Here is a 13,353-nt window from a genome sequence, read left to right as displayed (position 1 = left end):
TATCGATTCCATTGCAGGTTCTGGCTATGTCTAAAAAAATTGCCGTCATTGGCGAATGCATGATTGAGCTGTCAGAGAAGAACGGGGCCGTTAACCGCGGCTTTGGCGGCGATACCTTAAACACCTCGGTCTATATCGCGCGGCAGACGGATGCCAGCGCGCTGAGCGTCCACTACGTCACCGCGCTGGGAACCGATGCGTTCAGCCAGCAGATGCTCGACAGTTGGCAGCAGGAAAACGTCAACACCAGCCTGATCCAGCGGATGGCCGACCGCCTGCCGGGGCTGTATTACATTGAAACCGATGACGCCGGCGAGCGCACCTTCTACTACTGGCGCAACGAGGCGGCGGCAAAATTCTGGCTGGAGAGCGATCGCGCGGCGGCGATTTGCGAAGAGCTGGCCACGTTCGACTATCTCTACCTGAGCGGCATCAGCCTCGCCATTCTCAGCCCGGCCAGTCGTGCCAGGCTGTTCACGCTGCTGCGTGAGTGCCGCGGCAACGGCGGCAAGGTGATCTTCGACAACAACTATCGCCCGCGCCTGTGGGCCAGCCAGGCGGAGACGCAGCAGGTCTATCAGGAGATGCTCGCCTGCACCGATATCGCGTTTCTGACCCTCGATGATGAAGACGCGCTGTGGGGGGAAAAACCGGTCGCCGAGGTGATCGCCCGCACCCACGCCGCCGGCGTGGAAGAGGTGGTGGTGAAGCGCGGAGCGGATGCCTGCCTGGTCTCGGTGAGCGGGCAACCGCTGCGGGAAGTGCCGGCCGTCAAGCTGGCCAAAGAGAAAGTGGTGGATACCACTGCCGCCGGCGACTCCTTCAGCGCCGGCTATCTGGCCGTGCGCCTGACCGGCGGCGATGCTGAATCCGCCGCCAGACGCGGACATCTGACCGCCAGCACGGTGATCCAGTATCGCGGGGCGATCATCCCCCGGGAAGCAATGCCGCAATAATCCTCACCTGTAAGCGCTCTCCGGCCGCCGCTGGCGCGCCGGAGAGGCGTCAGGTTACTGCCCCGACGGGATGTCGCTGGCCTCGCTGTGGGCGTCAACCGTATCGGCGCTGCCGCTGGTCGCTGCGGTCGCCGGACTCGGCGCCATCAGTTTTTCCCACGTGGCCTGCAGCTCCTTCATGTTGTATTCCGGTTCGCCTTTCGGCTGCTGCAACACCAGCGCCATATCCTGAGACAGTTGCTGACGCAGGTACTGGTTCAGCATGTCCACCGTCAGGGAGTTGAGGAACTCCTGACGCAGCTTCTGGTACTGCTCCGGCGCGATATCCACCACCTGATTTTGCAGGGAGCGCATGCGCTGGCTCATCAGAATGTCGGTATCGGTGCGCGCATAGGTGGCAAACAGCTTCTGCAGCTCGAGGCTTTTCTGAGCGATAAGCGCGTCAAACTCCTCCTGCGGCAGGCCGTTGTCGCGCACTTTCGCCAGCTCGCGCGAGACCACGCTCAGGTTGTTATTCAGGCGCTCGCCCGGCGATTCGATGTTGATGGCGCATTGCGCGCGCTGATAGAGCACCCGGCAGTCAAAACCAAGACCAATATCCTTGACGTTATTTTTACTCAGGCTCTGCTGCACGTGCCAGAACAGCGCTTCGCGGGCGAGGTCGTCGCGCCAGTAGCGCTGCAGCGCCGCGGAGTCGCGGATCGGCTGCCAGGGGGCGTCCCACATGATGGACAGTTTGTCCTGGCGCACGGCGCTGGTCATGATGCTGACCGGCACGGTGGGCAGCGGCGATAAGGTCGGCACCGCCGCGGGCGTTTCCCGCTTGCCCTTCAGATCGCCAAAGGTTTTGCTGATTTGCTCAGCGACGCTGCGGCTGTCGACGTTACCCACCACGATCAGCGTCATGGCGTCGGGGGTGTACCATTTTTGATAAAAGTCTTTCAGATGCGCCACGTCGATCGGCTGCTTCAGCGGCGCGGCCGGATCGTGGCCCAGCATGGTGGAGCCCTTGAGGCGATAGCGCCACCAGCCCTCTTTGGTATCCAGCGGCCAGGTCGCCACCATGTCGTTGCCCTGCAGCGCGTGATTGATCGATTCAGGCGTAATGGTCAGTTTACCGCTGGCGTCCGCCAGCCAGCTCAGCGCCTCTTTCAGCAGATCGTTGCGGTTATTCGGCAGGCTGAGATTAAACATCGTGTAATCGTAGGAGACGATGGCCGGCGGCAGAGGACGCTTCGGGTCAATACTCTGCTGCCACAGCGAGCGCGCCTGCATCGTCGGCAGGCTGCCGCTTTGCGTCAACGCCAGACGGGGAATAAAACGGCTGAAGCCGCTCTGCTGAGTGCTTTCGCTCAGCGAGCCAATATTCACGGACAGACGGACTTCGATACGGTCGCTGGGACGCTGCGGCGTGGCCAGCACCTGCCACGACAACCCATTCGCTAAGGTCCCTTGTTGCCAGGCCGGATCAGGCTGGAGCGCTTCTGCCTGCACATAACCGGCCGCCGCTACCATCAGCAAACCGCCCGTTAAGAGTTTAATTGTTGTGCCCTGCATGTGAACCCCTGATGAACATTCCTGGTTACAACAGCATCCCACTGACGGGCTGCCGAAAAAAGTGAGAGTGAAATACGTCGGTTAGACCACACGGAGACGAAAATGTCGCATGACAACGTAAAATAATCATTTCGTGTCATTCCCGCCGGGCGGAAATGACCTCTAATTATGCGCAGGAGCCCGTACTCCAGCAAGGGAGTACGGGCCTAAGAGGAGGATTTAAGAGGATAATTCGTGCGTTTTGTTCGCGGGAACACGGTTATTCAGCACATCATCCATCTGTTTGGCATCGAGTTCTTTAACCCATTTCGCGACCACCACCGTGGCGACGCCGTTACCCACCAGGTTAGTCAGCGCACGGGCTTCGGACATAAAGCGGTCAATACCGAGGATTAGCGCCAGGCCAGCCACCGGCAAATGCCCGACGGCCGAGATGGTCGCCGCCAGCACGATGAAGCCGCTGCCGGTCACTCCCGCCGCCCCTTTCGAGGAGAGCAGCAGCACCACCAGCAGGGTGATTTGATGGAAAATATCCATATGGCTGTTGGTCGCCTGGGCGATAAAGACCGCCGCCATCGTCAGATAGATAGAGGTGCCGTCGAGGTTGAACGAATAGCCGGTCGGGATCACCAGGCCCACCACCGATTTACGACAGCCGAGCTTCTCCATCTTGTCGAGCATGCGCGGCAGCGCCGATTCGGATGAGGAAGTCCCCAGCACGATCAGCAGCTCTTCGCGGATATAGCGGATAAATTTAAAGATGCTGAAGCCGGTGGCTTTGGCGATTGACCCCAGCACCACCACCACGAACAGGATACAGGTGATATAGAAGCAGATGATCAGCTGGCCCAGCTGCACCAGGGTGCCGACGCCATATTTACCGATGGTGAAGGCCATAGCCCCGAAGGCGCCGATCGGCGCCAGGCGCATGATCATATTGATGATGCCGAAGATGACCTGCGAGAAACTTTCAATGACGTTGAAAATCAGCTGGCCCTTGCTGCCCAGACGATGCAGGGCAAAGCCAAACAGAACGGCGAACAGCAGAACCTGAAGGATGTTGCCGCTGGCGAAGGCGCCAATGACGCTGCCCGGGATCACATCCAGTAAAAAGGCCACCACCCCCTGGTCTTTCGCCTGCTCAGCGTACACCGCCACCGCTTTCGCATCGAGCGTCGACGGGTCGACGTTCATCCCGGCCCCCGGCTGCACCACATTGACAATAACCAGACCGATAATCAGCGCGATGGTGCTGACCACTTCGAAATAGAGCAACGCCACCGCCCCGGTACGGCCAACGGCTTTCATGCTCTCCATTCCGGCGATCCCCGTCACGACGGTACAGAAGATAACCGGAGCAATCACCATTTTAATCAGCTTAACGAAGGCGTCGCCGAAGGGTTTCATTTGCGCGCCCAGTTCCGGGTAAAAATGGCCCAGCAGAATACCGATCGCTATGGCCGTCAGAACCTGGACATAGAGGCTTTTAAAGATAGAGGTTTTCATAGGGTGTCCTTTGGGAATAACCACAGAGCAAGAAGGGATATTTGGCGTCTGTGGCTTAAAAATAACACCCTGGAAACATTTCAGAAATAACTAACGTCGAAAGTGCAACGCGATTGTTAAAATCTTTGAGCTGACTCGCACAAGTCAACAAAACATTTACAAATTTGCATCTTCGCGGACCGGAGATAAATAGCGGGCGCTGAACGCCTCCTGCGGTAAAGCGCAACCGAACAGGTGGCCCTGGAGCACCTCGACGCCGGCGGCTTGCAACCAGCGATACTGGTCTTCCGTTTCCACCCCTTCCGCCACAATGCGCAGCGACAGGCCGCGCGCGAGCTGGATTATCGCCGGCACCATGCTGACATCCTCCGGCAGCATATCGATGAATACCTTATCAATTTTCAGAATATCCACCGGCAGAGCCTTCATCTGCTGCAGCTGGTGCAACCCGGCATAACCCATGCCAAAATCATCCAGCGCAATCCGCACGCCGGCCTCGCGCAGAGGCCGCAACCGCGCCATCACATCCTGCGGATCGTCCATCCGGCAGCTCTCCGTCACCTCAAGGATGAGGGTGCCCGGCGCAATGCGGTAGCGGGCGATCAGCTTCAGCATCTCCTCGCCACGGTCGTGCTCCAGCAGCTGGAGCAGGGAAACATTGACCGACAGCGGCAGCATAATGCCCTGGCTTTGCCAGGCGGCCAGCTGGCGGCAGGCCTCTTCCATCACCCAGTAGCCGACCGGGATAATCAGCCCGCAGGACTCAATGCGCTCAATCAGCGCCGGCGGTAGCGACCAGCTGCCATCCGCCTGCCGCTGGCGCAGCAGCACCTCGGCGCCGCAGAGCTCGCCGCTGGCGCAGGCCACCTGCGGCTGCAGCCAGATCGCGAACTGCTGGTTGTCGAGGGCGGTCATAATTTCGTGCTCTTCCATCAGGCGGCGCTGAGCCTTTTCCATCTGCTCGGGATCGAAGAACTCAATCTGATTTTTACCTTTGCGTCTTGCGGTGACCGCGGCCGAGACCGCGCGCCGGTAAAACTGTTCGGCGCTGAGACCGGGGTGGAACATGGCGATCCCGACGCTGGCGTAGGGCCGCAGCTGCAGACCATGCAGCGGTAAACGTTCATTAATAATAGTGAGCACTTGCTTACTTATCGTCACCGCCTGCCAGGATTCGGCGAGGCCATCGGCGAGAATGGCGAAGTCATAGCCGCTTACCTGGGCCAGCACCATCTGCGGCGGGATCGCGGCGCGCAGCTTCTCCACCAGCGTCAGGAGCAGCATTTCGCGCTGGCTCTCCTTGAGCACGCCGGCGGCGTCCTGCAGGGTTTCACAGGCGACGACGATCAGCGCGGCGCTCTGCGGGCGGGCCACCGTCTGCTCCAGCATCGCCAGCAAAAAGGCTTTATTCGGCAGCTCGGAGACCGGGAAGCGGGTCGACTGGATGGACAGCTCATCATGCTGGCGCACCAGACTCTGCTGGTTGCGGTTATAGCTGCGCACCAGCATGCCGATCTCGTCGTCATGGTGCAGGCGCGGGAGGGTCAGCTGATGGCCAAGACGCTCCTGCTGGGAGAGATCGTTCAGCTCGCGGGCGATACGCCGCAGGGGGCGAACCATCAGCCGGTTGATGCACCAGGTGAGCGCCACCGTTAGCATCAGCACCAGAAGTAAGTAAGCAGTCACTAACGTAGCAAGGGCGCTCATGACGAATTTATACATGCGATAGGAGTCAGCCTGCAGCACCAGATAGGCCAGCGGCTGCGGGTTGGCCGGCCGCTCCAGCGAATAAATGGGCAGCGAAATCTGCACCGGCAGCTCAAACAGCCGGGTGATGGTCACCGGCACCGACCGCTCAGGGATAAACCGCATCCGCAGCGCCTGGAACTGGTTGGGCAAGACGACATCCGCCCGGCTGACGATGCCAGCAGGCTGGATACGGCTTAAAATGGCTTCCGCTTCCGGAATATCGGCTTTCAGAATAGCCGCAGACAGCGGTTCGCGAACGGATCGCGCGATACTTTCTAACTGCGTGGCCGTGGTAAAGCGACTCTGTTGCACAAAGTGAAACAGCAAAATAGTGCAAAAAACCAATACAAAGGCCATGGACACGCTCGCGACCATCGCCATCTGTTTGATTGTAAGTGAACGGCTGACGCGCAACGGTGTTCTCCACTGATACTGAATGCATACCCGGCATTAATCCTTCAATCCCGGTCGTTTCAGGCTGATTATATACTTAAATCCTTCGCCCACGCCCGCGAGGGATGAAGTGACGGGATAGCTCCGCGCGGTGGCGCAGACGCCGGAGAGACCTCCCCGGCGGCCGACGGTGGGCAACGCCTCACGAGTATACGCGAAGCGCGCCGTGGAGTGGTGCTCTGTGACGTAATTCAGCCTATTCTGCTACCAGTCGGCGTAAGGCACCAGCGGCTGGGGCGGCATATCCAGATCCCCCTGCCAGCCGGCCGCCGAATAGCGCACGTAAAGCAGCGCATGGCTCGGGGTGTAGTCCTTCGCCTGCTGAATATCGACCGCGGCGCCAACGAACCAGTTGCTGGTCACCCGCCGCTCCACCAGCGCTCTGGCGGTGTAACCGAATCCCTGGCTGCTGCCGCCCTCCTCCGTCAGTTCGCTGGCGCGCTGCCGGTAGTCGGACGGGATCAGGTTCAGCAGCGGATAGCGGGCTTGCGTCTGGGTACGCGAATGGGACCATGAGACCGATCCGCCGAGTTCCCAGGACCAGTTCTCCGTGCGCTGACGCCAGGTCACCGGCACAGCGAACGAGAGATACTCCTGCGGGCTGTAATAGCCGCCCTGGCCGAGGGTGTAGCCGCTGAGATCTTTGTCGTAGTGCCAGATCATATTGTTGAGGCCGACGGTGACGCGACGATTATTCTCGTTAATCACTTTATAGTAGTAGCCGGTCATCCAGCGCACGCGCCAGTTATCCGCCACGTTTTTACCGGTCAGCGAGTCGGCCCCCAGCGAGGACCAGATACCGTGCGCTTCGCCCCGGTCATAGCTGAGGCTCACACCGCCGCCGTCGGCGCGAACGCCGCCCCAGGTGGTGCCAGTATGGCTGTTGCTGTCTTTCTGCCCGCCAAAGGAGAGCAGCGAGCTGGAGATGGGCCGCCGGTGCACGTTGACCGTGTACCCCACCGGCCCGACGTCGCTACTGTAGCTCAGGCCGCCGACCACATCGACGACATTGAAGCCCATCGGCGTGGTGCCGATATCGCCGCTCCAGGTGTCATTCTTCCAGCCGACCGCTACGCTGGCCCCGCTGTCGGTCTGATTTTTACTGCCGCTGGTACAGGCGATCTCCCCGCAGGTGCCCCAGCTGGGCGAGTAGCTCCCGTCGCTGTGGGTGGAAAAGCTGCCGGCATCCATATTGACCAGGTCGGTGCGGAAGAACATCCGGCCATCCGCCAGCGGGGCATCCACCTGCAGCATGGTGGTATGCGCCTTGAGGTCGGAATAGCCGCCGGTGCCGCTGGATCCCCAAAAGTCGTGTTCCAGGGTGACGTTCAGATCCTGCTGGCGATAAAGGTCGGCGGCATCGCTGCGGATCCCGCGCTTCAGCCAGTCATCCCGGCTGTCGTTGCGCGTCAGCCGGGTAAAGGTATCGTTATCCTGCGGCTGCGCGGGGGTGATGCCGGAGGCCACCATCGCCTCCCGGTAGTGGGTCAGCGCCTGCTGCGGCTCCCCGTTCCGGGTGGCAAAGCGCGCGGCATCGCGCAGCACCAGCGCGCTCTCCATCGAGGGCGGCTGCGCCTTCGCCTGCGGCACAATCTGGTTAAAAATCTGTTGGGCGTCCGCGGTATCGCCAAGGCCAGCTCGCGCCAGGGCGACCCGCCGCTGCATATTCATGGATTCGGCCTCTGCGCCTTTCAGCTGCATGACCTGCGCCCGGGCGGCCTGTTTATCGCCCTCGGCCAGATAGACTTCCGCAAGGCCGAGGCGCGCATCGCCGTTGTCGGCTTCCTGACGCAGCACCCGCTGATAGTCGGCAATCGCCGTCTGGTTGTCCCCGCGCTGCTGGGCCCAGTCGGCCAGCGTCAGGTCATAGCGCACCGAGGCCGGCTGCTGTTTGATGAGGGCGATCGCCTGCGCTTCCTCGCCGCTGTCGCGCAGCTGGTTCGCCTGGCGCAGCACCCGGTCGCTTTGCAAACGCGCCTCCAGTTCACGAAGGTTATCCGTCCACGCGCTGCGCGGCAGAGCGGCGATTTGCGCCAGCGCCAGATCGTCCTGGTCGTTCCCCGACAGGTAGAGCCCCGAGGCGTAGACCCGTTCAGCATCCTGCGGCTGGCGGTTGACCATCGTCCGCATCAGCGCATCGGCTTCCTGGCGCTCACCGGCGCTGACCAGATCCCGCGCCAGACGGTAGGTTATCCACACGCTGTCCGGCTCGAGCGCCAGGCGCCGACGCTGAACTTCCGCCGCCTGCGCCCAGTTGCCCTGGCTCTCCAGGGCCTGCGCCTGTTTCTCCAGCCGGTCGTTGGTCAGGCTGCGCTCGATATCATCGATGCTGCGCCGCTGGGCGGCAGGAAGACCAGCGATCCAGGCGCTGGCTTTCTCCGGCGATTCGGCGCGATAGAGGTTGGCCAGGCCGCGCACCGCCAGGTTATTGCCGCGATCCAGGCGCAACGCCTGCTGGTAATAGCGCTCCGCCGCCGCCGCCTCTTTGCGCGCCGCCGCGACGTCGCCCAGCCCCAGCACGGCATAGCTGTCGGTCCGAACGACCCGCTGCGCCTGGGCATAATAATTCTGCGCCTGTGAAAGCTGACCGGCCTTCAGGGCGTTATCCCCCTGCTTGATCAGCAGCCAGTAGCGGTTGGTTTGCAGCAGGCTGTCCCATTTGCCGCGATTCGGGCTGTCGGGATCCATGGCAATCGCTTTATTGAGCTGGGCCACCGCGCGCGCGCGGTCGCCGCGCTGGGAATAGGCCTGGCCGAGGGCGCCCACCGCATCGCTGTCGCGGCTGTCGGCCTGAACGGCTTTCTGCAGATCCGCCACCGCCTGCGAGGTATTTCCGGATTTGACCGCCGCCAGCCCTTCCGAGCGGGCGCGGAACGTCGGATCCTGCAGCTGCGCCTGCTGCTGGTCAAGCAGGACGCGGGCGTTCGCCGCCACCGAGCCGGTAGGAAACTGCAGCAGGAATTGCTGCAACGCCTGCACGCTGCCCTTGCTCACCGGCATGCTTTTCACCTCGCTGAACCACATATCGGCGGCGATACCGCGTCCTGAGGCTGAGCGGGCCATTTCCGCCAGATAGGCGAACCCTTCCTGCGGTTTGTTATCGGCAAACATCTGCTTCGCCAGCGCCGTCAGCAGGCTGACGTTGCCCGGCGCGCTGGCGTTCAGTTTTTTCAGCTGGCTGAGGCCTTCGCTATGACGGGCCGGCAGGCGCGCCACCAGCGTCCAGTATTCAATAGCGGCATCAACATCATCCGGCACGCCGCCGAACAGTTTTTCATAGGCGGCGATGGCTTCATCGACCTTCCCGGCCACGCCCAGCAGGCGCGCCTGCTGCAGCGCCTGACGGCCCTCGCCGGTGTTGCTTTTCATCTCATTGCGCGACGCCTTCAGCTCAGGGGAATCCGGCGCCAGCTTCGTCAGTCGCTCCAGCTCTTTTTGCGCCCCGGCGGTATCCCCCTGGCGCAGCAGATAGCGCATCCGCGCGGCAATCAGGTCCGGGTTGTTGGGGTCGATCAGCTCCAGGCGGTATAGCGACTGGCGCACCAGGTCTTCACGATTGCTGGCCTCGCCGAGGCGCACCTGCTCCAGCAGATGTTCCTGGGCGGGCGTCGTCGCCGCCTGCGCTAACGGCAGCAGCGCAACGCCGAGGGACAGCGTGAGTAAACTTAGTGAGAGCTTGCGCATTCCTGGTTCCAGTCAGGTTGTAATTCGCCACCCGCAGTGAAACGAAAACGGTGTTGATCCCAACCCTGACCGAACAGCGTCAGGACCGCGCTGTAGTAGGCATCCGCGCCGGGATAGTTATCGGCGACGCGCTGTCGTTGCACCGACCGGGCCTCGTCGTTCTGTAAAAACGGCAGCATCACCGCGGAGAAGCCCACCGGCCCCTGGCCGCTGGTTTTACCGGTGGCGATATTCACTTTCTCCGGCGGTACCCCCTGTTCCGTGGTCTGTGCCGCCATCGGCGCAAAGCGGGCCAGCAGACGCGCTTTTTGCTTATCGCCATCATGAAGCATGCCCACCCACAGGTAGACGCGAATCGCGTCATAGCTGCCGATCAGCGGCTTCTCCGTTTTCAGCTGCCAGCCTTTCCCTTTCTCATAGCGCACCCAGTCCGGGGTAAAGCCTTTCGGCGCGGTCTCCAGCAGCAGACGCAGGTTCGTGTCGCGCAGGGTGGGCCACGGCGCGCCAAAACGCACAAAATAGGTGGCCAGCTGCGGCGGAAGATAGCTGGGATTAAACCGCCAGCCGCTGTCGTCGGCAAAACCGACTTTTCCCGGCAGCAGCATCGTGCCAAGGCCCGGCACCGCCACCGTCTCTTCGTCGACAATCCGCGCCAGCAGCGCTTTCCCGGTCTCGGTGTACTGCGGCTGCTGCCACAGGCGCCCCGCCTCCAGCAGCGCCCAGGCTATCCACAGATCCGAGTCGGATGCCGAATTGCTGTCCAGCAGCGTCCACTGTTCGTCGTCCTTTTTCCCCCACAGCCAGCCCGGCAGATGCTGCCGCAGGTCGCCCTCCGCCAGGTTGTTCTGCGTCCAGGTCAGCAGCTTGTCGAACCCCGCGCGATCGTTGGCCGCCAGGGCAAAGAACAGGCCATAGCTCTGTCCTTCGGAAGTGGAAATTTTGCGCGCATCGCTGGGGTCGATCACCCGCCCCTCGGGGCTGACGTACGCTTTCTTAAACTGCTCCCAGGCGGGCCACTGGCAAGCGGCGCTCGCCTGGCCCGCCGCCAGTACCAGCGCGGAGAGCACCGCGCCGCAAAGTACTTTCATCATCGTTTATTCATCATCCAGGCTAAGGCGGCGGCGGCTGATAATGCGCAGCATGCGCCACAGCACCCACGCCAGCAGCACGATACTGACCGCGGCGAAGATCGCCAGCAGTATCGGGTGGTTAGAGAGCGCGAACCAGATGCGCTCGAACCAGGGCAGATGGCCAACATAGTAAACATCGCCCACCCGCAGGCTGTTGACGCCGGATTCACGGATCACCGCCACCGAGCCAAACATCGCCGCCCGCTTACCGCTGTCGTTGAGGGCGTTGGTCAGCAATTCATTACCGCGCGGGCTGTCGGCCAGCAGGGCCACCACGCTACGCTGATCGTTGTAGGGCGACTGGAAGCCAATCACCGCCGCCATCGGTCCGGAAGAGGTGATGTCGGTGCGGGTGTTGGGCGTGCGGGCCTCGTCATCGGGATAAATGCTCGCCAGGTCATAGTGGCGCATCGGCATTTTCACCCAGCTTTTGGTCGCCTCGACCAGCAGGTTGATTTTGGTATCGTCCTTGAGAGACGAAGGGATCGCGCCGATCAGCAGCAGATCCGCGTCTTTATTCTTGATCTGGTTGCCATCGTCGGTCATTTGCAGATTAATCGCCGCCAGGCCGGTCTGCGAACCGATGCCGCCCAGCGCCTGCAGCAGCGTCGCCACCTGGCCCTGGGTCGGCGCCTTCGGCACCACCACCAGGGTGTCGGCGAGGTCAGCCATTCGGCTGTAAGGGAAGCCCGCATTGGCGAAGACGCGCAGGTCCGGCAGCGCAATAAAGTGATAATACTTCGAGAAGTCGATGGTCGAATCGTCGCCGATCACCACATGGTTCTGCACCGGCTGGAAGGTAATACAGTTGTCGATGGAGCCGCCGGGCATCGGGTTCATGTACTGGAAGTCAAAGCGCAGCTGGTTCACCGCCCCAAGACGCAGCGCGGGGATGGTGACCTCCGATTTGCCGTCCAGCAGCCCCTGCAGCACCGGCAGGCGCAGGATCAGTTTGTTCACGTCCTGGGAGCTGTTAAGGCTGAACGACTGCAGGAACTGGTCGTTGAGGCTGATATCCATCCGCGAGCTGTCCTTCACCGGCGGCATGGTGTAACGATATTTCAGATCCATATCAATGCCGTTGGCCCGCAGCAGATAGAGATCCGGCGGCAGGTTAAGCGCCACGGTGATGGCATCCGGCACCAGCCCGCTGGACTGCAGCTGTTGCTCATAGGTTTTCAGCTCAGCAAAGGTGACCGAGCGGTCGGTGCGCACCCAGTTTGGCGCATCGTATGGCTGCCGCGGCTGCAGGGTTTTGATGCCGTCCACGGTGACGCTGCTGCCGCGGAACAGAATATTGCCCTGGGCAATCCCCTTCGCCGCCAGCAGCAGGTCTTTATCATCGCGGCCGAAAATCACCAGCAGCTTGACGTAAGGATCGTTCGGGTTGTCGATCATTTCGATGGTCGGCGCGTTGACCGGCGGATGATCGCGCAGGAAATCCGGACGCTTGTCGTTGGTCGCGAAGACAATGGCGTTACGATCCGGCAGTTCGTTGAAATAGACCGGGAACTGCTGGCCGCGCCAGCCGGCCTTGCTGCCGAACCATGAGGCGATAATCGCCGCCGCCTGCTGCTGGGCCACCGCCGGCGAACCCGGGAAAATCATCGGCAGCGTCAGCGGGCGGTTGTCGCGCGGATCGTAGAACGGCACCGGGAAGTGCGACAGATCGTTATGCACCTTCAGCGACTGGTAGGTGAGATCCAGATAGCTTTCGCGCCCGACGTCCAGCCACAGCGTGCTGCTGGCCGGGTTTTCGCAGACATCGCGATAGTGGCCGACAAACTCCAGCCGTATGCGGTTGAAGTCGGTGATATACAGCGGGTCAATCGGCAGCTGCGCGCGGATCTTTTTCCCCAGCTGCTCTTTGGTGACGGGCAGAACGCCCATCAGCTCATCGTTGAGATAGACTTTCAGCTGCGACTGCACGGGCAGCAGCGAGGGCGACGGGGTATATTCCAGATTGAGCAGCGCGTTGGCGACCAGCTCATCGCTGCGCATGCCGAATTCGACCGAGGCGTCAGGCCGTGAGCCGCGCAGCACAATGCTGCCCGGAGGCGGCGCGATGGTGGCAAAGGTCAGCTTCACCTCCCGCTGCGGGATATTCTCGGCGACCACCGCCGGTGCGGTCGGTTCGGCGAGAGTCGCCGTCGGCTCGCCAATCGTCACCGGCGCGGGCGGGGTGGCCGCCTGCGGCTGAACGCCAGGAGTCGGGTTCACCACGGCGGCCGGCGCCGCGTAAGAGGCCAGCGGATACCAGCTGCACATGCCCACCGCTACTGCACACATCCAGGAAAGTTTTCTTTTCATCGCATTAT

The 13,353-nt window shown here is 61.7% G+C and carries 7 protein-coding genes; 1 reads left to right on the top strand and 6 read right to left on the bottom strand.

Going from position 1 to position 13,353, the window contains the following annotated elements:
• Window positions 1-26: 26 nt before the first annotated feature.
• Window positions 27-956 (top strand): 2-dehydro-3-deoxygluconokinase, encoded by a 930-nt coding sequence (kdgK, locus tag LGM20_RS01195; RefSeq protein ID WP_044525007.1) that lies wholly within the window; start codon window positions 27-29, stop codon window positions 954-956.
• A gap of 54 nt (window positions 957-1,010) precedes the next feature.
• Here the strand turns inward: kdgK and LGM20_RS01190 are convergent, their stop codons facing one another.
• From LGM20_RS01190 to bcsB, 6 genes are all read right to left on the bottom strand, one after another.
• Window positions 1,011-2,513, bottom strand: coding sequence for a M16 family metallopeptidase (locus LGM20_RS01190; protein WP_023291289.1), 1,503 nt, complete (start codon window positions 2,511-2,513; stop codon window positions 1,011-1,013).
• 219 nt (window positions 2,514-2,732) lie between these two features.
• Window positions 2,733-4,019, bottom strand: a complete 1,287-nt coding sequence (locus LGM20_RS01185) for a dicarboxylate/amino acid:cation symporter (RefSeq protein ID WP_023291290.1) — start codon at window positions 4,017-4,019, stop codon at window positions 2,733-2,735.
• A gap of 156 nt (window positions 4,020-4,175) precedes the next feature.
• The gene (hmsP, locus tag LGM20_RS01180; RefSeq protein ID WP_044525008.1) at window positions 4,176-6,182 is read right to left on the bottom strand and encodes a biofilm formation regulator HmsP; all 2,007 of its coding nucleotides are present in this window, start codon (window positions 6,180-6,182) and stop codon (window positions 4,176-4,178) included.
• 243 nt (window positions 6,183-6,425) lie between these two features.
• Window positions 6,426-9,905, bottom strand: coding sequence for a cellulose synthase complex outer membrane protein BcsC (bcsC, locus tag LGM20_RS01175; protein WP_044525009.1), 3,480 nt, complete (start codon window positions 9,903-9,905; stop codon window positions 6,426-6,428).
• The gene (gene bcsZ, locus LGM20_RS01170) at window positions 9,887-10,996 is read right to left on the bottom strand and encodes a cellulose synthase complex periplasmic endoglucanase BcsZ (protein WP_023291293.1); all 1,110 of its coding nucleotides are present in this window, start codon (window positions 10,994-10,996) and stop codon (window positions 9,887-9,889) included. The genes bcsC and bcsZ overlap by 19 nt, the downstream gene beginning before the upstream one ends.
• 3 nt (window positions 10,997-10,999) lie before the next feature.
• A complete protein-coding gene (bcsB, locus tag LGM20_RS01165) occupies window positions 11,000-13,345 on the bottom strand; it encodes a cellulose biosynthesis cyclic di-GMP-binding regulatory protein BcsB (RefSeq protein WP_044525026.1) in 2,346 nt (781 codons plus the stop codon).
• Window positions 13,346-13,353: the final 8 nt, after the last annotated feature.

The organism is Klebsiella quasipneumoniae subsp. quasipneumoniae, from assembly GCF_020525925.1.
GTDB classification, from domain to species: domain Bacteria; phylum Pseudomonadota; class Gammaproteobacteria; order Enterobacterales; family Enterobacteriaceae; genus Klebsiella; species Klebsiella quasipneumoniae.
The sequence above is the reverse complement of the archived record's forward strand: the minus strand, read 5'-3'. Positions and strand labels throughout refer to the sequence as shown.